The following is a 20,854-nucleotide window of genomic DNA, read 5'->3' as shown; positions in this document are numbered from 1 at the left end:
GGGCGAACGTCAATTGAACAAACCATCGGCAAGAAGTGGTCAAACTTTAGCGGATTTCAGGCAAAAAAATACCCGCCGGTGGCGGGCATCTTCATCAACGGGGGCGAATTACTTCTTCGCGGCGAAGCGTGCGGCGGCTTCGTCCCAGTTGACCACGTTCCAGAACGCCTTGATGTAGTCAGGACGTTTGTTCTGATATTTCAGGTAGTAAGCGTGTTCCCACACGTCCAGGCCGATGATTGGGAAACCGGAAGCACCGGCAACGGCTTCGCCCATCAGCGGGCTGTCCTGGTTAGCGGTAGACACCACGGCCAGTTTACCGTCTTTCAGCACCAGCCAGGCCCAACCGGAACCGAAGCGGGTGGCTGCGGCTTTCTCGAACTCTTCCTGGAATTTCTCAACGCTGCCGAAATCGCGCTCGATGGCCGCTTTCAGATCGCCGCCCAGCGTGGTGCCGGTTTTCAGGTTTTTCCAGAAGAAGCTGTGGTTGGCGTGGCCGCCGGCGTTGTTGCGCATGAAGGTGCGTTTGTCGGCAGGCACTTTATCCAGATCCTGGATCAGCTCTTCAACGCTGTATTTGGCCAGCTCAGGGTAGGCTTCCAGCACGGTGTTGGCGTTGTTGACGTAGGTCTGGTGGTGTTTGGTGTGATGGATTTCCATCGTCTGCTTGTCGAAATGCGGTTCCAGTGCGTCGTAAGCGTACGGCAGGGATGGCAGTGAATAACTCATAATCATCATCTCCAGTGGTGTATGGGCGGCGCAAAGGGCGAGCACCGCGTAAGCAGTCGGATCATTATAGTTAATTAAATGATATTGAAAATGATTATCAATGCCCTGTGAACTGTGTGGTTAATGAGCGGGTCGCTGCGCTAACATACTGATAGAAGAGGGCGGCGGGGGGCCGTGTCAAGCCGTCGATCCGGCGCGTGGGTTACTCTCTATACTGTAGGGAGCGCCAACGCCGAAATGTATCGAAATGTGCCAATGCGTTCACTGAATGAGCACGAGTGTGTAACAACCACAAGCACGCTGTGGTAATATGGCCGGCGTTCGTAGCAAGCATAACAACAGTGACATTCGCGTTTGCCGCGCTAGCGGGCAGGCGCATTTGAACAATGTGACAATCGAGAGTAAAGGAGACCCCCATGCAGGTCAGCAGAAGGCAGTTCTTTAAGATCTGCGCTGGCGGTATGGCAGGAACGACGGTGGCCGCGCTGGGCTTTGCCCCCGACGTGGCGTTGGCGGAAACCCGGCAGTACAAACTGCTGCGCGCCCGCGAGACCCGTAATACCTGTACGTATTGTTCCGTCGGCTGTGGGCTGTTGATGTACAGCCTTGGTGATGGCGCCAAGAACGCCAAAGAAAGCATTTTCCATATCGAAGGGGACCCGGATCATCCGGTAAACCGCGGCGCGCTTTGCCCGAAAGGCGCCGGTCTGGTTGACTTCATCCACAGCGAAAGCCGCCTCAAGTACCCGGAATACCGGGCACCAGGGTCGGACAAATGGCAACGCATCAGCTGGGACGACGCCTTCACCCGCATCGCCAAGCTGGTGAAAGAAGACCGCGACGCCAACTTCATCAAAACCAACGATCAGGGCGTTACCGTCAACCGTTGGCTGACCACCGGCATGCTGTGCGCCTCGGCCGCCAGCAACGAAACCGGTTTTCTGTCGCAAAAATTTAGTCGCGCTCTCGGCATGCTTGCCGTAGACAACCAGGCGCGTGTCTGACACGGACCAACGGTAGCAAGTCTTGCTCCAACATTTGGTCGCGGTGCGATGACCAACCACTGGGTTGATATCAAGAACGCGAATTTGATTATCGTCATGGGCGGTAATGCGGCGGAAGCGCATCCGGTGGGGTTCCGCTGGGCGATGGAAGCCAAAATACACAACAATGCCAAGCTGATCGTGATCGATCCGCGCTTTACCCGAACCGCATCGGTGGCGGACTTCTACACGCCGATCCGCTCCGGGACCGACATCGCTTTCCTGTCGGGCGTGTTGCTGTATCTGATGACCAACAACAAGTTCAACCGCGAATACGTCGAGGCCTACACCAACGCCAGCCTGCTGGTGCGGGAAGATTTTGCCTTCGAAGACGGCTTGTTCAGCGGCTACGACGCGGAAAACCGCAAGTACGACAAAACCACCTGGAATTACCAGTTCGACGAGAACGGCTTCGCCAAGCGCGACGTCACGCTGCAGGATCCGCGCTGCGTGTGGAACATGCTGAAGCAGCACGTGAGCCGCTACACGCCTGACGTGGTGACCAACATCTGCGGCACGCCGAAGGACGATTTCCTCAAGGTGTGCGAATACATCGCCGAAACCTGCGTCGCGGATAAAACCGCTTCGTTCCTGTACGCCCTGGGCTGGACTCAGCACTCGGTCGGCGCGCAGAACATCCGCACCATGGCGATGATCCAGCTGCTGCTCGGCAACATGGGCATGGCGGGCGGCGGCGTCAACGCGCTGCGCGGCCACTCCAACATCCAGGGTCTGACCGATCTCGGCCTGCTGTCGCAGAGCCTGCCGGGCTACATGACGCTGCCGTCGGAGAAACAGACCGATCTCGAGACCTACCTGAAGGCCAACACGCCGAAGGCGCTGCTGCCGGGCCAGGTGAACTACTGGGGCAACTACCCGAAATTCTTCGTCAGCATGATGAAGACTTTCTACGGCGACAAGGCGCAGAAGGACAACAGCTGGGGCTTTGACTGGTTGCCGAAGTGGGACAAAGGCTACGACGTGCTGCAGTACTTCGAGATGATGGCGCAGGGCAAGGTCAACGGCTACTTCTGCCAGGGCTTTAACCCGGTGGCGTCGTTCCCGAACAAAAACAAGGTAGTGGCTTCGCTGTCCAAGCTGAAGTTCCTGGTGACCATCGATCCGTTGAACACCGAGACCTCCAACTTCTGGCAGAACCACGGCGAGTTTAACGAGGTAGACCCTTCGCAGATCCAGACCGAAGTGTTCCGCCTGCCGTCTACCTGCTTCGCCGAAGAAAACGGCTCGATCGTCAACTCCGGCCGCTGGCTGCAGTGGCACTGGAAAGGCGCGGACGCCCCGGGCGAAGCGCTGAACGACGGCGAGATCCTGGCGGGCATCTTCAGCCGCCTGCGCGAGATGTATGCGCGCGACGGCGGTGCGGTGCCAGAACAGGTGCTGAACATGACCTGGGACTACCTGACGCCGGACAACCCGGCGCCGGAAGAGGTGGCGCAGGAAAACAACGGCAAGGCGCTGGCGGATCTACTGGATGCCGACGGCAAAGTGCTGGTGAAAAAAGGCGAGCTGCTCAGCTCGTTCGCGCAGCTGCGTGACGACGGCACCACCGCCAGCGGCTGCTGGATCTTCGCCGGCAGCTGGACGCCGGCCGGCAACCAGATGGCGCGGCGTGACAACGCCGATCCGTCCGGCCTCGGCAATACGCTGGGCTGGGCCTGGGCATGGCCGCTCAACCGCCGCATCCTGTACAACCGCGCCTCGGCGGACCCGCAGGGTAAACCGTGGGATCCGAAACGCCAACTGCTGGAGTGGGACGGCGCCAAGTGGGTCGGGGCCGATATCCCGGACTACAGCACCGCCGCGCCGGGCAGCGACGTCGGGCCGTTCATCATGCAGCCGGAAGGCATGGGCCGCCTGTTCGCCACCGACAAGATGGCGGAAGGGCCGTTCCCTGAACACTACGAGCCGTTCGAAACGCCGCTCGGCACCAACCCGCTGCACCCGAACGTGGTGTCCAACCCGGCGGCGCGCGTGTTCAAGGACGATCTGGCGGCGATGGGCAAATCCGACAAGTTCCCTTACGTCGGCACCACCTATCGTCTGACCGAGCACTTCCACTACTGGACCAAGCACGCGCGGCTGAACGCCATCGCGCAGCCGGAGCAGTTCGTGGAGATCGGCGAAAAGCTGGCGGAGAAGAAGGGCATCAAGCAGGGCGACACCGTGAAAGTCAGCTCCAACCGCGGCTACATCAAGGCCAAGGCGGTGGTGACCAAGCGTATTCGCACACTGCAGGTGCACGGCCAGGAAGTCGACACCATCGGCATCCCGATCCACTGGGGTTACGAAGGGGTGGCGAAGAAAGGCTTTATCGCCAACACGCTGACGCCGTTCGTCGGCGACGCCAATACGCAAACGCCGGAGTTCAAGGCGTTCCTGGTCAACGTGGAAAAGGTGTAACGGAGACGAATTATGGCCATGCAATCTCAAGACATCATTCGTAAATCCGCCACCAATGGTTTCACGCCGGCGCCGCGCGCCCGTGACCACCAGGAAGAAGTGGCCAAGCTGATCGATGTCACCACCTGTATCGGCTGCAAGGCCTGTCAGGTGGCCTGTTCCGAATGGAACGACATCCGCGACGAAGTGGGGCACAACGTCGGGGTGTACGATAACCCCGCCGATCTGACCGCCAAGTCGTGGACGGTGATGCGCTTCTCCGAGGTGGAGGAAAACGGCAAGCTGGAATGGCTGATCCGCAAGGATGGCTGCATGCACTGCGCCGATCCGGGCTGCCTGAAGGCCTGCCCGTCGGAAGGCGCGATCATTCAGTACGCCAACGGCATCGTCGACTTCCAGTCCGAGCACTGCATCGGCTGCGGCTACTGCATCGCCGGCTGCCCGTTCGACGTGCCGCGCATGAACAAGGACGACAACAGGGTGTACAAGTGCACCCTGTGCGTCGACCGCGTGGACGTCGGCCAGGAACCGGCCTGCGTGAAAACCTGCCCGACCGGCGCCATTCACTTCGGCACCAAGGAAGCGATGAAGCAGGTGGCGGCGGATCGCGTCAGCGAGCTGAACACCCGCGGCTACCAGAACGCCGGTTTGTACGATCCGGCGGGGGTGGGTGGCACGCACGTGATGTATGTGCTGCACCACGCCGACAAACCGCAGCTGTACCACGGTTTGCCGGACAACCCGAGCATCAGCCCGGCGGTGACCTTCTGGAAGGGCGTGTGGAAACCCCTGGCGGCCATCGGCTTTGCCGCCACCTTCGCGGCCAGCGTGTTCCACTATGTCGGCGTCGGGCCTAACCGCGTCGACGATGAGGACGAGCACGACGAGTCGCATGACGAGGAGACGCGCAAATGAGAAAGGAAAAGCCCATTCAGCGTTACAGCGCACCGGAGCGCATCAACCACTGGATCGTGGCGTTCTGCTTCGTGTTCGCCGCCATCAGCGGGCTGGGGTTCTTCTTCCCCTCCTTCAACTGGCTGATGAACATCTTCGGGACGCCGCAGCTGGCGCGCATTCTGCACCCGTTTGTCGGGGTGATCATGTTTGCCGCGTTCCTGCTGATGTTCCTGCGCTACTGGAAGCATAACCTGATCAACCGGGAAGATATCGTCTGGGCCAAGAACATCCACAAAATCGCCATGAACGAGGAAGTGGGTGACACCGGGCGCTATAATTTCGGCCAGAAGTGCGTGTTCTGGGCGGCGATTATCAGCCTGGTGCTGTTGCTGGCCAGCGGCGTGGTGATCTGGCGGCCGTATTTTGCGCCGTCGTTCTCCATCCCGCTGATCCGCATCGCGCTGCTGGTGCATTCGCTGGCCGCGGTCGGCCTGATTATCGTGATTATGGTGCACATTTACGCCGCATTGTGGGTAAAAGGCACCATTACCGCGATGGTGGAAGGCTGGGTGCCGGCGGCCTGGGCCAAGAAACATCATCCGCGCTGGTACCGTGAGGTCCGCGAGAAACGACAGGAAGATAAACCCTGATGAGTATCCGCATCGTTCCTAAAGAGCAGTTAGGGGCACAGCGTGAGAAGTCCACAACGGCGGAGAACATCCCGCCGTTACTTTTCGCCAACCTGAAAAGCCTGTACAGCCGCCGCGCCGATCGTCTGCGTCAGCTGGCGGTCGACAATCCGCTGGGCGACTACCTGAACTTCGCCGCCGAGCTGGCGCAGGCGCAGCAGCATGCGCTGCACGATAACCCGTTGCAGCTCGATCTGAGCGAAGCGCTGGCGCAGGGCGCCGCCAGCGGCAAACCGCCGCTCGATCTGAGCGTGTTCCCGCGCAGCGAGCACTGGCGCAAGCTGCTGACGTCGCTGATCGCCGAGCTGCGCCCGCAGGCGCCGGAGCATATCCTGGCGGTGCTGGACAACCTGGAGAAAGCCTCGGCGCACGAGCTGGAGCTGATGGCCGACGCCTTGCTCAACCGCGAGTTCGGCAAGGTGGGCAGCGAGAAGGCGCCGTTTCTCTGGGCCGCGCTGTCGCTCTATTGGGCGCAGATGGCCAGCCTGATCCCCGGCAAGGCGCGCGCCGAATACGGCGAGCAGCGCCAATTCTGCCCGGTGTGCGGCAGCATCCCGGTCTCCAGCATGGTGCACATCGGCACCGTCAACGGCCTGCGCTACCTGCACTGCAACCTGTGCGAAAGCGAATGGCACGTGGTGCGGGTGAAGTGCAGCAACTGCGAGCAGACCCGCGATCTCAACTACTGGTCGCTGGACAGCGAGCAGGCGGCGGTGAAGGCGGAGAGCTGCGGCGACTGCGGCACTTACCTGAAGATCCTCTATCAGGAAAAAGACCCGCAGGTCGAAGCGGTGGCCGACGATCTGGCTTCGCTGGTGCTGGACGCCCGCATGGAAGAAGAAGGCTTCGGCCGCAGCAGCATCAATCCGTTCCTGTTCCCGGCGGAGTAACCGCCCGGCCCCGTTCGCGCGGGGCCGGACCAGCAATTTCAGCACGGGCTTCTGGCATTCGCCCGGGCGAGTTGCTACGTTTAGGCCATAACGCGCCAAGCGAAAGGAACCACGATGTTAAACACCCTGGCAAAACTGACCGCGGTCGCCGTGTTGGCGGTTGGACTGGCGGCCTGCGACAACAAGGACGACACCAAACCGGCGGTGCCGCCACCGGACACCAAGCCGACCGTGACGCAGCCCGCGCCACCGCCGCCGCCTGCGCCGGTAGAAACCCCGCCCGCGCCACCGGGGCTGAACGTCTCGCTGCAGAAGGGCAAAATCACCTTCGAGCTGCCGCCGGGCTTTAGCGATCAGACGCTGAACAGCGGCATCATCAACGACAGCACCTCCACCATTCAGCGCTTTCTCGACGGCAAGTCGCGCCAGAGCGCGGTCTCGTCCGAAGTGATCCCGCCGGACGGCATGAAGCTCAACACCAGCGACAAAATGCTGAAAGAGCTGGCGCAGAGCGCCATCACGGTGCTGGCCGAACGCTATCAGAATATCCAGACCACCAAAGAAGAGAACTTCAGCGTCGGCAAACAGAAGTTTCGCCGGGTGGATACCGAGCAGACCGTCAACGGGCAAAAGGTGGTCTCCACCCTGGTGTTGACGGTGTTCAACAAGCGGGTAGTGACGCTGCAAATGCTGTCGCCGGCCAAAACGCCGGAAGTGCATCAGGCGCTGGTGCAGCGGATTATCGATACCCTGGCGGTGAAGTAAGCGCATTGCGCCGTGGCCAGGACGAAGCGGAGGAGATCGGATGAAGCTTATCGGCAGTTACACCAGTCCCTTTGTGCGCAAGATTTCCGTGATGCTGCTGGAGAAGGGGATCGCGTTCGAATTCGTCAACGATCCGCCGTATGAGCCCGGCAGCCGGGTGAAGGAGCTGAACCCGCTCGCCAAGGTGCCGGTGCTGATCGCCGATGACGGCGAGGTGTTTTACGACTCGCCGGTGGTGGCCGAATACCTTGAGCTGCTGGCGGTGGAGCCGGCGTTTTTGCCGGCTGAACGCGCCGCCGCGCTGCGCGTTCGCCAGGTGGCGGCGCTGGCGGACGGCGTGACCGACGCGGCGGCGACCCTGTTTCGCGAAAGCCGGCGCGCGCCGGAAAAACAGGACGAAAACTGGATGCTGCGCCAGCGTGACAAGCTGACGCAGGGGTTGGATGCGCTCGAGGCGCTGGCGCGGGAAAAAACGTGGCTCAATGCCGAGCGGCTGACGCTGGCGGATATCGCCACCGGCTGCGCGCTGGGCTACCTCAATTTCCGCCGCATCCTGCCCAACTGGTGCGTCGAGCGCCCGGCGCTGGTCAAGCTGGCTGAACGCCTGTTCGCTCGCGAAAGCTTCGCCCGCACTGCGCCGCCCTGAACGTTCTTTTCTCCCCGCCGCGGCGGGGTTTTGCTATGCCGATACGTCTAAACTGAAAACCGAGCGACCATGAGCACTGAATCCCACCTTCTTTACAGCCAACTGCCCGCCATTGACCGCCTGCTGCGAGAACCCGCGATTGAACCGCTGGTGGCGCAGCATGGCCAGACGCTGATCGGCGAACTGCTGCGCCGGCTGCAGGCCGAGGCGCGCGCCGCTATCAAGCAACAGCAACGTTTACCCGCCTGGTGCGACGACTGGCCGCAGGCGCTGCGGGCGGAGCTGGCCCGGCAGCAACGCCCGGCTTTGCTGCCGGTGTTCAACCTCAGCGGCACCGTATTGCACACCAACCTCGGGCGCGCCCTGCTGGCGCAGCCGGTGAAGGAGGCGGTGAGCGCGGTGATGGGAGAGGCGGTGACGCTGGAGTACGATCTGGACGGCGCCGGGCGCGGCCATCGCGATCGGGCGGTGGCAGATCTGCTGTGCCGGCTGACCGGCGCGGAAGACGCCTGCATCGTCAATAACAACGCGGCGGCGGTGCTGCTGATGCTGGCGGCGATCGCCCCCGGCAAAGAGGTGGTGGTGTCGCGCGGCGAGCTGGTGGAAATCGGCGGTGCGTTCCGCATTCCCGACGTGATGCGCCAGGCCGGCTGCCAACTGGTGGAAGTCGGCACCACCAACCGCACCCATCTGAAGGATTACCGCCAGGCCATCAACGAGCAGACCGGCCTGTTGATGAAGGTGCACACCAGCAACTACAGCATTCAGGGCTTTACCGCGGCGGTCGACGAGGCCGAATTGGCGCAGCTCGGGGCCGAACAGGGCGTGCCGACCGCCACCGATCTGGGCAGCGGCTCGCTGATTGACATGGCGCAGTACGGCCTGCCCGCCGAGCCGATGCCGCAGAGGCTGCTGGCCGCCGGTATCGATCTGGTGACGTTCTCCGGCGATAAGCTGTTGGGCGGCCCGCAGGCCGGCATCATCGTCGGCAAAAAGGCGCTGATCGCTCGCCTGCAGCAGCATCCGCTCAAACGCGCGCTGCGCGTCGGTAAGCTGACGTTGGCGGCCCTGGAGGCCACGCTGCGGCTCTATCTGCAGCCGGAAAAACTGGCTGAGCAGCTGCCGACGCTGCGGCTGCTGACCCGCCCGCAGCAGGAGATGCAACAGGCGGCCGAGCGGCTGCTGGTGGCGCTGACGCCACGGTTCACCGCCGATTTCGAGCTGCGTGCCGAACCGTGCTGGTCGCAGATTGGCAGCGGTTCACTGCCGGTGGATCGCCTGCCCAGCTATGCGCTGACCTTCACGCCGCGCGACGGCCGTGGCGCCACGCTGGAGGCGTTGGCTGAACGCTGGCGCCGCCTGCCGCAGCCGGTGATCGGCCGCCTCGGCGACGGCCGGCTGTGGCTGGATCTGCGCTGTCTGGAACAGGAAGGGGCGCTGATCGACGCGCTGAGCGCCTCATGATCATCGCCACCGCCGGCCATGTCGATCATGGCAAAACCACCCTGCTGCAGGCGATCTCCGGGATCAATGCGGATCGCCTGCCGGAAGAGAAGCGCCGCGGCATGACCATCGATCTGGGCTACGCCTATTGGCCGCAGCCGGACGGCCGGGTGCTGGGCTTTATCGACGTGCCCGGCCACGAGAAATTCCTCGCCAATATGCTGGCGGGCGTCGGCGGTATCGACCATGCGTTGCTGGTGGTGGCCTGCGACGACGGCGTGATGGCGCAGACCCGCGAGCATTTGGCGATCCTGCGCCTGAGCGGTCGCCCGGCGCTGACGGTGGCGCTGACCAAGGCCGACCGGGTGGAGGCCGCGCGTGTCGACGAGGTACGCCGCCAGGTGCGCGACGAGCTGGCGCGCCAGGGCTGGCCCGATGCGCCGCTGTTTGTTACCGCGGCGGCGGCGGGAGAGGGCATCGAGGCGCTGCGCGCGCATTTGCTGGCGCTGCCCTCCGGCGAGCACGCGCTGACGCGCCGTTTTCGCCTGGCGGTAGACCGTGCGTTCAGCGTCAAAGGGGCGGGGCTGGTGGTGACCGGCACCGCGCTCGGCGGGCGGGTGCAGGTAGGAGATACGCTGTGGCTGACCGGCGCCGACGCGCCGGTGCGGGTGCGTGGCCTGCATGCCCAAAATCAGACCGTGGAGCAGGCGCAGGCCGGGCAACGCATCGCGTTGAACATCAGCGGCGATGTCGATAAAGACCGGATCGCGCGCGGCGACTGGCTGCTGGCGCAGCGTCCGCCGGAGGCGGCGGAACGCATTCTGGTGGCGCTGGAGACGGATCGGCCGATCCGCCATTGGCAGCCGCTGCATCTGCACCATGCCGCCAGCCACATCACCGGGCGCATTTCGCTGCTGAACGACGGGCTGGCGGAACTGATCCTCGATCGCCCGCTGTGGCTGGCGGAGAACGATCGGCTGGTGCTGCGCGATATCGGTGCGCGGCAAACGCTGGGCGCGGCCCGGGTGCTCAGGCTGAGCGCGCCCAAGCGCGGCAAGCGCCAGCCGGACTACCTGGCATGGCTGCAGGCCCTGGCGCAGGCGCAAGACGACGCGCAGGCGCTGGCGCTTGAGCTGCCGCACGGCGCGCTGTCGCTGCCGGCGTTCGCCTGGGCACGTCAGTTGACCGACGACGGCCTGGCGGCACTGCTGGCGGACCGCGATCTGCTGATCGTCGGTGACCGGGCGCTGGCGCAGGAGCAGGTGCAACAGGCGGAGAGCCGCCTGTTGCAGGTGCTGGCGGAGTATCACCAACAGCACGCCGATCAGCTGGGACTGGGGCGCGCCCGCCTGCGGCGCATGGCGCTGCCTCAGCAACCTGAGGCGCTGGTGTTTATGATGATCGATCGGCTGCTGAAGGGCGGGGCGCTGCGCAATACGCGCGGCTGGCTGCACCTGCCGGAACACGGCCTGGCGTTCAGCGCCGACGAGGCGCCGCTGTGGGCGCGCATCGAACCGCTGTTTGGTGACGAGCCGTGGTGGGTGCGCGATCTGGCCAGCGAGCTGGGCGAAGAGGAGAGCCGGGTGCGAGCGCTGCTGCGCAAGGCGGCCCAGCTGGGCCATGTGACGGCGGTGGTGGTGGATCGCTACTACCTCAGCCGACGCATCGATCAGTTTGCAGCGCTGATCCGCGAGCTGGATGCGGAGCGGGGCGGCGCCAACGCCGCTGATTTCCGCGATCGGCTCGGCGTCGGGCGCAAGCTGGCGATCCAGGTGCTGGAGTTTTTCGATCGCAGCGGCTTTACCCGCCGCAAGGGCAACGAGCATCCGCTGCGCGACGGTGGGTTGTTCGGCAGCGAGTCCCCTAGCCGATAAATCTGACGGCGGCCCGGCTGACGTCGGGCGTTTGGGCGGCGAGAAACGCCTGTAAACGTTCGATCAGCGGCCGTTTCGCCGACTCCGCCGGCCAAACCAGATAGTAACCGTCGCCGGTGCGTACGGCGGCGTCACAAGGCAGCGCCAACACCCCTTCCTCAATGGTCCGCAGGCTCAGCGCCAGATCGCCGATCGAGATGCCGTGCCCGGCGATGGCCGCCGTATTGCCCTGTTCCAGCGAATCGAACACCTGGCCGCGCATGAGATCGATCGGGACTGCGGAACCGCTTTTTTGCAGCCAGCGCCGCCAGTCGCGCCGATCGGGCGAAGGATGGATCAGCGGGCAGGCGGCGAGATCGCACTGCCCGTCGGCGAGCAGCGCGGGGGCGCAAATTGGGATCAGCCATTCGTCGAACAGCTTGGCGGCGGCGGTGTTGGCGCCGAAATGGCCGTTGCCGAGCAGGATGGCGCAGTCGTAGGGTTCGCTGAAAAAATCCACGCTGTCGATGTCCATCCAGACGCTGGCTGCCTGCACCTCGAACGCCTGCGCCGTTTGCCGGAACCGGCTCAGGCAGTCCAGCAGCCAGCGCAGGGTCAGGGTGGAGGGCGCCTTCAGCCGCAGCAGATCGCGGTGGCTTCTGAACAGCTCGCAGGCTTGCTCGATGCGGCCAAACCCTTGCTGCAGCTCGGCGGCGAAGATTTTCCCCTGCGGCGTGACCTCGATACGCGGGCCGTTGCGCTGGAACAGCCGGCAGCCGAAGTGCTGCTCCAGCGTTTTAATGTGCTTGCTGACGGCGCTGGGGGTGAGATGCAGCTCGTCGGCGGCCAGCGTGAACGAGCCGGTGCGGGCGGCGCTCTTGAAGGCGCGCAGGGCGTAAAGCGGCGGAAGGGAACTGGCCATCGCGGCGTCTCTAATAATGAGTCTGATTCACAGTAAACGACAGGATTACTCCTTTTTCAAGGCGGGGGCGGCGGCATGATAATAGTGCGACGCCAACTGACTGAATGTGAGTGAAAAAAGATGAATCTGTCGTTACTGGCGGCGTATTTCGCCGCCATTTTTTTGCTGATCGCCACGCCGGGGCCGGTGGTGGCGATGGTGGCCAACACCGCGGCGCGCTTTGGCGCCCGGCGTGCGCTGTTGACCGCGCTGGGCAGCAACGGGGCCTCCTTGTTGCTGATCGGCACCGCCGCGCTGATTGTCACCGGGCTGTTCGCGGTGGATATGCGCATGCTGCAGTGGGTAGGCCTGCTGGGCTGCCTGTATATCGGCCGCTTGGCGATCGTCTCGCTGTATGAGGATTTATCCGCGCGAACCCCCGATGCGCAGCCCGTTGCGCCGCCGCAAAAACGCTCGGCGATCCTGAACGGTTTTCTGGTGGGCATCGCCAACCCCAAAGACATTATCTTCTTCGTCGCCTTTTTCCCGCAGTTCATTGCCGTCACCCCTTCGGTCGGCGCCAGCCTGACGCTGCTGACCGCACTGTGGGTGCTGGCGGACTTCGCCATTTTGCTGGCCTATATCACCCTGCTGTCGGGAACGGCGCTGCAGCGCGCGCGGCGGGCGATCTCTGTCCTGTCGGCGTCGCTGCTGTTGGGGGTGGCGGTGATAGGGGTAGGATATGCGTTGTGGGCACTGTTTGGCTGAAGCCGCATAAAAAACGCCGGTCGGGAAACCGGACCGGCGTTTTATCGTGGCATTTAAGCCGCGCCGGTCGGCTGCGGCGTGGGGTCGCCGTTGCGGCGTTTGCCGATAAACAGCGCCACCAGCGTCAGCCAGCACAGGCCGCTGATGAGGTTGAACAGGTTGAACAGCCCGCTGCCGCCCCAGACGTAGGCGACCTTGGCCAGTTCGATGCCGACGGTGAACACCATCATGCTCAGCATGCCCATGGTGGCCGACACGGTGCCCTTGCTGACATTGCTGGAGAACAGCGTCAGGCGGTACAGGCCGGCGTTGGCGAGGCCAATGCCGAAGGCGTACAGGCTCAGGCCGGCGGTCATCCACAGGTAGGCATGGCTGGAAAACTGGGTCGCCAGCGCGGCGATCAGCAGCCCCAGCAGCATCGGGCCTGCACCCAGCTTGATCAGGCGCTCCACGCTGTTTTTGCCGGTCAGGCGCGCCAGCGTCAGGTTGCCGAGGATCAGCGCGCCGAATACCGGGATTTGCAGCAGGCCGTAATCCAGCGTCGACAGCGACTCACCGCTGATCAGGATCACCGGCGACTGGGCGATCCAGGCCAGCAGCGGCAGGCTGGCGAAACCGATCGCCAGCGCGCCGCACAGGAAGCGGCGGTTGCCCAACACCTGGCGGTAGTCGCGCCACAGGTTGGCGGCGGAAAACGCCTCGCCCTGCAGCGTGGCGGTTTCCGGCATCGCTTTCCACAGGCCATAGAAGGCGATGGCCGCCAGCGCGGCGAACAGCACGAACATGCTCTGCCACGGCGCGACGTGGATCAGCGCCGCGCCGGCCAGCGGCCCGAGCAGCGGGGCGATCAGCGCCACGTTGGCCATCAGTGCGGTGATCTTGATGCACACCGATTCTTCAAACGACTCCTGAATGGTGGCGTAGCCGACGGCGCCGATAAAGCACAGGCCGATGCCCTGCAGGAAACGCATGGCGATGAACTGTTCGATGGTGGTGACCAGCAGGATCGCCAGGCAGGCGACGATAAAGAACGCCACCCCGGCCAGCATCACCGGGCGACGGCCGCGGCGATCCGATAGCGGCCCGAGCAGCCACTGCAGGAAGATGCCGCCGGCCAGATAGGCGGTCATCGAGGTGGGTACCCACTCTTCGCCGGCGTTGAAATCCGCCACGACGGCCAGCATGCCCGGCTGAATCATATCGTTGCCGATATAGGTGGCGAACTCGAACAGCACCAGACAAAGAGGGAATAAAAGCGCCTGTCGGCCCAAACGTGCCGCAGGTGGTAATGTTATTTTCATTTTATTGTACTGATAGTAAAAGAGAAAAAGTAACTGCCAGGGCGGGAGGCGCAAACTGAGCGAGTTGTGGCGGCTATTTTGCCGCCAATTGTTCACCTTCGCAATCATAAGGTGTTGTTTAAGTGCATTCTGATATTTCGCTTTTGGGTTGTCGCCGAACGCCGTGCCCGATAACCTCTTCTTAACCTATCAATATGACACAAGATCGGGCGAGCGTTTGAGCGAGAAAATCGGTTGGATAGACAATCTGCGGGCGATGGCGTGCATGATGGTGGTGATGATCCACGCCACCACCTATTACGTCACCAACGGCGCGGCGATAGGGCTGCACAACTGGGATATCGCCAACGTGCTGAACTCGTTGTCGCGCGTGTCGGTGCCGCTGTTTTTCATGATTTCCGGCTACCTGTTCTTCGGCGACAAGAGCGCCGGCCGGCGGCATTTCACCCGTATCGCCTGCTGCATTCTGTTCTACAGCGCCATCGCGCTGATCTATATCGCGGCCTTTACCAAGATCGGCTTCTGGCCGTCGCTGCGCGCCATCCTGCAAAAGCCGGTGTTCTACCATCTGTGGTTTTTCTATGCCATTGCGGTGATTTACCTGCTGTCGCCGCTGATCAGCGTCAAGCCGGTATCGCGCCGTTACCTGGCCGCCGCGCTGGTGGTGTTGGCGGCGATCGCCAACCCGAATACCGACAAGCTGACCTTCGGCAACGTGCACCTGCTGCCGGTTAACCTGTATATCTACGGCGATACCTTCTACTACCTGCTGTATGCGCTGGCCGGGCGGGCGATTGGCATGATGGAGGCGCGCGGGCGCGCCGTGGGCTGGCTGGCGGCGCTGGGATTTGTGCTGTGCGTAGCGCTGATCGCGCGCGGCACCAAACACCAGCTGTTCATCAACGGCAATTTCGCCGATACCTACTACATCTACAGCGGTCCGCTGGTGTTTATGGCGGCGGTGGCGCTGCTGGTGTGGGTGAAACACTGTTTGCCGCAGCCGATCGGCTGGCTGAGCGCGTTCTCCCGCCATTCGCTGGCGATCTACGGTTTTCACGCCCTGATCGTCAACGTGATGCGCAGCCGGCACCTGGATTTCACCGGCCACCCGCTGCTGGATATCTTCTGGGTGTTCGGCGTGGCGTTGGGTCTCAGCCTGCTGCTGTCTGTCGGCCTGCAGCGGCTGGATACCCGCCGGCTGGTGTCATAGTGGCGAGCGCTGACGCTGCTGGGCGCGGCGCAACTGCCGCCCGGAAGAAAAACCGGCCGCCAGCGCGGCCTTCTCCAACCCATATCCTTGCTGCAGGCGCTGTTGCGCCACCGCCAACCGCAGCTGCTCATGATATTCCCGCACGCTGATGCCGACGTGGCTGCGAAACAGCCGCGCCAGGTGGCGGCTGCTGACGTGCGCTTTTTCCGCCACCTGTGGCACCGACCAGTCGGCCTCCGGCTCGGCGGCCATCACGTCCTGCGCGCGGTGCACCGCCGGGTGCAGATGGTTGCGGTAGCGCAGCCAGGGCGACAGCTGCGGATCGTCGCCGGCGCGGCGGAAATAGACCACCATATCGCGGGCGACGTCGCGCGCCCGGCCGGAGCCGCAGTGGCGGTGCACCAGGTGCAGCGCCAAATCGATGCCGGTGGTGATGCCCGCGCTGGTGTAGACGCCGCGATCTTCGACGAAGATACGGTTCTCTTTCACCTGCGCCGCCGGCGCCTGCCGGCGGATACGTTCGATGACGTCGTGGTGGGTGGTGCACTGATAGCCGTCGAGCAGCCCGGCCTGCGCCGCCAGCAGCGCGCCGGAACAGATGCACACCAGGGTGATGCGCTGTCGCTGCAGATCGGGCTGCAGCGTTGCCAGCCAGCGGCGCGCCTGCTCGGCCTCTTCCCCGGCGAAATAGCGCTGCGAATCGCCGACGCCCGGCAGCACCAGGATGGCGCCGTCTTCCAGGCGTTCGGGCAACGGCTGCAGGCCGCTCAGCGTCATGCCGATGGAGCAGACGATCTGCGGCGCCGGGCTGAGATAACGCAGGCTGAACTGCCCCGCGAGACGCAGGGTTTCCGCCGGGCCGCTGACGTCCAGCGACAGCACGTTGGGCAACAGCAGAAAATAGACGGCCTGCGACATGGTTACTCCTGTGCGAGTTGCGCCAGCGCCTCATCCACGCTGGCGATGCGGGCGAAACGATCGACCAGTACGGTTTCAGTATGCCGCTTCAGCTGCGCGGGGGTAAAGACTTCACCGTCGGGATGGCGCATCGGGAAGGTCAGCGTCGCCTCGGTGACGAAGGTCACCCGATAACCGAGATCGGACGCCACCCGGGTGGTGGTTTCGCAGCACTGCTCGGTGCGGATGCCGGAGACGATCAGGTGGTTGATATCCCGCTCGCGCAGCCAGGCGTCGAGGCCGGATTCGGTCAGCGCATTGTGCACATGCTTATGCACGGTGATATCCGCCTGGTGGGTGAGGAACGGCAGGCGCTGCACGTGGCCTGATGCCAGCGAGAACGGCCCCTGCGGCGAAACGTGCAGCACGTCGACCAGTGCCGCGCCGCGTTGTTGGCAGCCCGCGATCAGGCGGGTCAGCGCCTGCTGAAACGCCGGCAGATCGTCCTCCTGCCAGAATGGACGGTGCTGGAATGATTGCTGGACATCGATGATCAATAACGCGCTCTGTGACATTTTCGGCCCTCCGCCAGTGTGTGTAGCGACCATCTTGCGCCGCGCCTTACTCTGGCAGAAGGCCAAAAACGGCCATCATGATGACAACAGCGGACCGACCTTAGGCTTTGCTCACCTGGCCGGCCACCAGACGCCCCTGATGGAAGGTGGCGCTGCGCGCCGGCAGGCGGGCGACCGCCTCGGCGGAACAGCTGGCGTTGACCAGCACGAACTCGGCGGCGTCGCCGGCTTTCGGCCAGGCGCGCTGGCCCTTATCGTCCAGCGGCAGCACGCCGCCGGTGGAGATGGCCATGGCGCGCGACAGGTGATACTCGTCGGAGCCGCGGTACAGCTGGGCATACAGGTTAGCCTTCTCCAGAATGTCGCCGGTGCCGAACGGCGACCAGTGGTCGATCACGCTGTCGGTGCCGGTCATCACGAACACCCCTTTCTCGCTGAGCTGCGGCAGCGGCATCATCAGGCCGCCGATCGGCACCGTGGAGGCGATGGTGATCTGCTGCGCCGCCAGCCGGGTGGCGGTTTCCGCCAGTTCGCCCGGCGTCAGCGTGGTCAGGGCGAAAGCGTGGCTGATGGTGACTTTGCCGCGCAGCGCCGGGTTTTGCTCCACGGTGGCGATCATATAGTTGATGGCGGCGACCCCGGCCGGGCTGGTCTCATGCAGGTGGATATCCACGCCTTTGCCGGTATCGAGGGCGATCTGGAACATGGCGTCGAGCGATTTCTCCATCGCGCCGTCGACGTTGGTCGGATCCAGCCCGCCGACGTACTGCACGCCCATCTGCATCGCTTCGCGCATCAGCGCATCGACCTTGGAGTGCAACAGCCCGTGCTGCGGGAAGGCGACGATTTCACAGCTGAAGTCCGCCCGGTGGTTTTCCAGCGCGCGCTGCAGGTGTTCCAGGCTTTTCAGGCCGCTGACCGGATCGATATTGCAGTGGCTGCGCGCCACGGTGCTGCCTTTGGACTGTAGCAGGGCGATCAGATTTTCCGCCCGCTGCTGCGAGGTGGGCAGCAGTTTCGGGATCAGCGTCTGCTCCAGCGCGATCATGTCCATGATGGTCTTGCCCTGGCGCGGGCGCGGCGCCTGCCACGGGCCGCTGTAGAAGGTTTTGTCCAGGTGGATGTGCATATCACGGAACGCCGGCAGCAGCAGCTGGCCCTGCGCCTGATAGCGGGGCACGCCGGCGGGCAGGGGGGCGTTGGCGGCGTGAATGGCGGCGATCTTGCCGTCTTTGATCTCCAGTGTGTACAGCGCGGTGCGGGTGCCGATCACCGTTTCGCCGTCGTATTCAAAGCCGTCTTCCAGCCGCACCTCACTCAGGCAGTAGTGGCGATCGGTTAGGGTCATCGGTGCCGGTGCGCACTGCCCGTCGCCCGGTGACGCGGCCTGCGCCATGCCGCCCGTCAGGCCGATCACCGCGCAGGCGGTGGTGAGTTTGCCGGTTTGGCTGAGGAAGGCTCTGCGGCCCGGTTGTTGAGGGTTTTCCACGTTCGGTTCCTTAATCCAGAGGTGAGGGGTGAAAACATCCCCCAATTTAGGAGAGGAACCGGCCGGTTGGCAGCGACATTTGCCACTGGTGACTATTCGATTTGGTAATGATCGGCGTCTGCCGGCGTTTATTTCAACCCGCAAAACACCGCCAGCCGCTGGGCCAGCGCCAGCGTGGCGGCGGGGGCGCCGTCGCGGTAGTAGAGCGCCAGTTCGAAGCTGTCTATCGGCGGCAATCCTTCGGCCTCGCCCAGCACCCGATGCGTGGGCAGACGGCAGCCGGCCGGCAGCAGGGTGACGCCCAGCCCGGCGGCGGAAGCGGCGGTCAGCGCCGCCAGGCTGGCGCTGCTGTAGCCGATGCGCCAGCGTTTGCCGAGGTTGTCCAGCGCCTGGCACAGCTCGTCGCGGTACAGGCCGCTGAGCGGAAATACCGCCAGCGGCACCGGCGATTGCTCGATGGCCGGGAAGGCCAGGCTGTCCAGCCACAGCAGCGGTTCCGGCCGCGCGGCGCGCGGCGGTTGCTGGCGGCGCTGCTTCACCAGGATCAGATCCAGCTCTTCACGCGCGTAGGCACTGTGCAGATCGGCGCTCAGGCCGCTGGCGACGTCCAGCCGCAGGTGCGGGTGCTCGCGGCTGAAGTCGGCCAGCAGCTCGGTGGTGGGTACGGCGAAATCCTCCGGCATGCCGATCCGCAGCACGCCGTCGCGCCAGATGCCGGTCAGCGCGTCGTGGGCTTCTTCATTCAGCGCGATGATGCGGCGTGCGTAGCTCAACAGCTTGACGCCTTCTTCGGTCAGCAGCACCTGATGCGAGGAGCGCTCAAACAGCGGCTTGCCCAGCATCTCTTCCAGCCGGCGCACCTGCTGGCTAACGGTGGACTGCGACAAAAACACCCGCTCTGCGGCGCGGGTGAAGCTGTTGCTGTCGCATACGGCGACGAAGCTGAGCAGCAGCTGCGGATTGAACATCGGGTAGCGATTCATTTTCCCACTGTTGGCTATTTTATTATTTAATTTCCCAATACTAGCGGCGTTGCCTACAGTAACGCAACGCTGCGGCGATCGCGCTGTGACGCCGCACTCTTCATTTTGCAGTACCAGGAATATACCGTGTTAAATCATTCTGTTAATTCATCCTCTTCGCGCCGCTGGTTCAATCCCCTGCTGCTGGCGCTGGTGTTGATCGGCCTGAACATGCGGCCGCTGTTGACCTCGATTGGCCCGTTGCTGCCGACGCTGCGCCAGGCTACCGGGCTGAGCTTTGGCGGCGCGGCGCTGCTGACCACGCTGCCGGTGTTGATGATGGGCCTGATGGCGTTGGCGGGTGGCGCCATCAACCGGCTGTTCAGCGAACGCAGCGCCGTGGCGTTAAGTTTGTTGGCGATCGGGCTGGGCGCGCTCTGGCGCGAACTGGCCCCCGGCAGCGTGCAACTGCTGATGAGCGCGGTGCTGGGCGGGCTCGGCATCGGGGTGATCCAGGCGGTCATGCCCGGCATCATCAAGCATCATTTCCTCAAAAGCATGGCGCTAGTGGCCGGGCTGTGGTCGGCGGCGCTGATGGGCGGCGGCGGGCTGGGCGCGGCGATCACCCCGTGGTTGATGAGTGCGGGGCACGACTGGCACAGCGCGCTGGCCTGGTGGGCATTGCCGGCGCTGGTGGCGCTGCTGGCCTGGTGGCCGGTCAGCCGCGGGTTGTCGCGCCTGAGCGCGGCGGGTGAAAACCGCGGGCCAAGCCTGCTGCGCAACCGGCGCGCCTGGCTGCTCGGCGCCTATTTCGGCCTGATCAACGGCGGCTATACCAGCCTGATTGCGTGGCTGCCGCCATATTACATGCAGCTCGGTTGGCAGCCGCAGGCCAGCGGTTCGCTGCTGGCGCTGATGACCTTCGGCCAGGTCGTGGGCGCGCTGCTGCTGCCGGCGCTGGCGCGCAATCATGACCGGCGGCCGCTGCTGCTGCTGGCGCTGATGATGCAACTGATCGGCTTTATCGGCCTGATTTACCTGCCGCAGACGCTGCCGTGGCTGTGGGTGCTGCTCTCCGGGCTGGGGCTGGGCGGCGCGTTCCCGCTGTGCCTGGTGCTGGCGCTCGATCACCTGCATCAGCCGGCGGCGGCCGGGCGACTGGTGGCCTTTATGCAGGGCGTCGGCTTCCTGCTGGCGGGCGTGACACCCTACCTTTCCGGCCTGCTGCGCGACTACAGCGGTGGCTTCGTGCTGGACTGGCAGATCCATGCGCTGCTGGTGGTGGTGCTGATCGCCATCACCTGGCGCTTCCACCCGCACAGCTACCGGCGGGCGTTCGCCGAATAATATTTCTGTCATTGCCGCTCCCTATAGT

The 20,854-nt window shown here is 63.9% G+C and carries 18 protein-coding genes; 11 read left to right on the top strand and 7 right to left on the bottom strand.

The genetic code is table 11. The annotated features are described in order from the left end of the window. Positions 1-108: 108 nt before the first annotated feature. The gene (sodA, locus tag C9411_RS16870; protein ID WP_004934003.1) at positions 109-729 is read right to left on the bottom strand and encodes a superoxide dismutase [Mn]; all 621 of its coding nucleotides are present in this window, start codon (positions 727-729) and stop codon (positions 109-111) included. Positions 730-1,145: 416 nt separating this feature from the next. Between sodA and fdnG the strand changes: the two genes are divergently transcribed. From fdnG to selB, 8 genes are all read left to right on the top strand, one after another. After that, on the top strand, positions 1,146-4,193 hold the full coding sequence (gene fdnG / locus C9411_RS16865) for a formate dehydrogenase-N subunit alpha (protein ID WP_107227524.1): 3,048 nt from the start codon (positions 1,146-1,148) through the stop codon (positions 4,191-4,193). 12 nt (positions 4,194-4,205) lie between these two features. After that, entirely contained in the window at positions 4,206-5,108 is a 903-nt protein-coding gene (gene fdxH, locus C9411_RS16860) for a formate dehydrogenase subunit beta (RefSeq protein WP_033649532.1), read from the top strand. Next, positions 5,105-5,740, top strand: a complete 636-nt coding sequence (gene fdoI, locus C9411_RS16855) for a formate dehydrogenase cytochrome b556 subunit (protein WP_004934017.1) — start codon at positions 5,105-5,107, stop codon at positions 5,738-5,740. Before fdxH ends, fdoI begins: the two co-directional genes overlap by 4 nt. Then, positions 5,740-6,669 carry a formate dehydrogenase accessory protein FdhE gene (fdhE, locus tag C9411_RS16850; protein ID WP_033639080.1) on the top strand — a complete coding sequence of 310 codons (930 nt, stop codon included), beginning with the start codon at positions 5,740-5,742 and terminating at the stop codon, positions 6,667-6,669. The genes fdoI and fdhE overlap by 1 nt, the downstream gene beginning before the upstream one ends. Before the next feature lie 114 nt (positions 6,670-6,783). Then, positions 6,784-7,434, top strand: coding sequence for a DcrB-related protein (locus C9411_RS16845; protein ID WP_033636562.1), 651 nt, complete (start codon positions 6,784-6,786; stop codon positions 7,432-7,434). A gap of 40 nt (positions 7,435-7,474) precedes the next feature. Next, positions 7,475-8,080, top strand: a complete 606-nt coding sequence (locus tag C9411_RS16840) for a glutathione S-transferase (protein WP_063989145.1) — start codon at positions 7,475-7,477, stop codon at positions 8,078-8,080. 69 nt (positions 8,081-8,149) lie between these two features. After that, the gene (gene selA, locus C9411_RS16835) at positions 8,150-9,544 is read left to right on the top strand and encodes an L-seryl-tRNA(Sec) selenium transferase (protein WP_107227523.1); all 1,395 of its coding nucleotides are present in this window, start codon (positions 8,150-8,152) and stop codon (positions 9,542-9,544) included. Continuing rightward, the gene (gene selB, locus C9411_RS16830; RefSeq protein WP_107227522.1) at positions 9,541-11,397 is read left to right on the top strand and encodes a selenocysteine-specific translation elongation factor; all 1,857 of its coding nucleotides are present in this window, start codon (positions 9,541-9,543) and stop codon (positions 11,395-11,397) included. The genes selA and selB overlap by 4 nt, the downstream gene beginning before the upstream one ends. Here the strand turns inward: selB and C9411_RS16825 are convergent. After that, positions 11,387-12,298, bottom strand: coding sequence for a LysR family transcriptional regulator (locus C9411_RS16825; RefSeq protein ID WP_107227521.1), 912 nt, complete (start codon positions 12,296-12,298; stop codon positions 11,387-11,389). The genes selB and C9411_RS16825 overlap by 11 nt on opposite strands. A gap of 120 nt (positions 12,299-12,418) precedes the next feature. Between C9411_RS16825 and C9411_RS16820 the strand changes: the two genes are divergently transcribed. Next, positions 12,419-13,045 (top strand): LysE family translocator, encoded by a 627-nt coding sequence (locus C9411_RS16820; RefSeq protein WP_063989139.1) that lies wholly within the window; start codon positions 12,419-12,421, stop codon positions 13,043-13,045. Between the two features lie 53 nt (positions 13,046-13,098). Here C9411_RS16820 and C9411_RS16815 read toward each other — a convergent pair whose 3' ends face one another. After that, positions 13,099-14,346, bottom strand: a complete 1,248-nt coding sequence (locus C9411_RS16815; RefSeq protein WP_107227552.1) for an MFS transporter — start codon at positions 14,344-14,346, stop codon at positions 13,099-13,101. A gap of 217 nt (positions 14,347-14,563) precedes the next feature. On the opposite strand from C9411_RS16815, the gene C9411_RS16810 reads away from it, so the two are divergent. Beyond that, on the top strand, positions 14,564-15,556 hold the full coding sequence (locus C9411_RS16810; RefSeq protein WP_063989138.1) for an acyltransferase: 993 nt from the start codon (positions 14,564-14,566) through the stop codon (positions 15,554-15,556). Here C9411_RS16810 and C9411_RS16805 read toward each other — a convergent pair. The 4 genes from C9411_RS16805 to C9411_RS16790 all read right to left on the bottom strand — a co-directional run bounded on the left by C9411_RS16805 (position 15,551) and on the right by C9411_RS16790 (position 19,500). Then, positions 15,551-16,474 carry a GlxA family transcriptional regulator gene (locus C9411_RS16805; RefSeq protein ID WP_107227520.1) on the bottom strand — a complete coding sequence of 308 codons (924 nt, stop codon included), beginning with the start codon at positions 16,472-16,474 and terminating at the stop codon, positions 15,551-15,553. The genes C9411_RS16810 and C9411_RS16805 overlap by 6 nt on opposite strands. Before the next feature lie 2 nt (positions 16,475-16,476). After that, a complete protein-coding gene (locus C9411_RS16800) occupies positions 16,477-17,028 on the bottom strand; it encodes an isochorismatase family protein (RefSeq protein ID WP_060441240.1) in 552 nt (183 codons plus the stop codon). 100 nt (positions 17,029-17,128) lie between these two features. Then, complete coding sequence (locus C9411_RS16795) at positions 17,129-18,517, bottom strand: amidohydrolase family protein (protein WP_107227519.1); 1,389 nt, start codon at positions 18,515-18,517, stop codon at positions 17,129-17,131. A gap of 128 nt (positions 18,518-18,645) precedes the next feature. Next, positions 18,646-19,500, bottom strand: coding sequence for a LysR family transcriptional regulator (locus tag C9411_RS16790; RefSeq protein WP_107227518.1), 855 nt, complete (start codon positions 19,498-19,500; stop codon positions 18,646-18,648). 126 nt (positions 19,501-19,626) lie between these two features. On the opposite strand from C9411_RS16790, the gene C9411_RS16785 reads away from it, so the two are divergent. Next, positions 19,627-20,826 (top strand): cyanate transporter, encoded by a 1,200-nt coding sequence (locus C9411_RS16785; RefSeq protein WP_074181166.1) that lies wholly within the window; start codon positions 19,627-19,629, stop codon positions 20,824-20,826. Positions 20,827-20,854: the final 28 nt, after the last annotated feature.

Origin of the sequence: Serratia sp. Nf2, assembly GCF_003028435.1 — a bacterium.
Lineage (GTDB): Bacteria > Pseudomonadota > Gammaproteobacteria > Enterobacterales > Enterobacteriaceae > Serratia > Serratia marcescens_L.
The sequence above is the reverse complement of the archived record's forward strand: the minus strand, read 5'-3'. Positions and strand labels throughout refer to the sequence as shown.

Coding starts and splice junctions, on each gene's coding strand:
- sodA (WP_004934003.1), bottom strand. CDS start 729: ATGAGTTATTCACTGCCATCCCTGCCGTACGCTTACGACGCACTGGAA.
- fdxH (WP_033649532.1), top strand. CDS start 4,206: ATGGCCATGCAATCTCAAGACATCATTCGTAAATCCGCCACCAATGGT.
- fdoI (WP_004934017.1), top strand. CDS start 5,105: ATGAGAAAGGAAAAGCCCATTCAGCGTTACAGCGCACCGGAGCGCATC.
- fdhE (WP_033639080.1), top strand. CDS start 5,740: ATGAGTATCCGCATCGTTCCTAAAGAGCAGTTAGGGGCACAGCGTGAG.
- C9411_RS16845 (WP_033636562.1), top strand. CDS start 6,784: ATGTTAAACACCCTGGCAAAACTGACCGCGGTCGCCGTGTTGGCGGTT.
- C9411_RS16840 (WP_063989145.1), top strand. CDS start 7,475: ATGAAGCTTATCGGCAGTTACACCAGTCCCTTTGTGCGCAAGATTTCC.
- selA (WP_107227523.1), top strand. CDS start 8,150: ATGAGCACTGAATCCCACCTTCTTTACAGCCAACTGCCCGCCATTGAC.
- selB (WP_107227522.1), top strand. CDS start 9,541: ATGATCATCGCCACCGCCGGCCATGTCGATCATGGCAAAACCACCCTG.
- C9411_RS16825 (WP_107227521.1), bottom strand. CDS start 12,298: ATGGCCAGTTCCCTTCCGCCGCTTTACGCCCTGCGCGCCTTCAAGAGC.
- C9411_RS16820 (WP_063989139.1), top strand. CDS start 12,419: ATGAATCTGTCGTTACTGGCGGCGTATTTCGCCGCCATTTTTTTGCTG.
- C9411_RS16815 (WP_107227552.1), bottom strand. CDS start 14,346: ATGAAAATAACATTACCACCTGCGGCACGTTTGGGCCGACAGGCGCTT.
- C9411_RS16805 (WP_107227520.1), bottom strand. CDS start 16,474: ATGTCGCAGGCCGTCTATTTTCTGCTGTTGCCCAACGTGCTGTCGCTG.
- C9411_RS16800 (WP_060441240.1), bottom strand. CDS start 17,028: ATGTCACAGAGCGCGTTATTGATCATCGATGTCCAGCAATCATTCCAG.
- C9411_RS16790 (WP_107227518.1), bottom strand. CDS start 19,500: ATGAATCGCTACCCGATGTTCAATCCGCAGCTGCTGCTCAGCTTCGTC.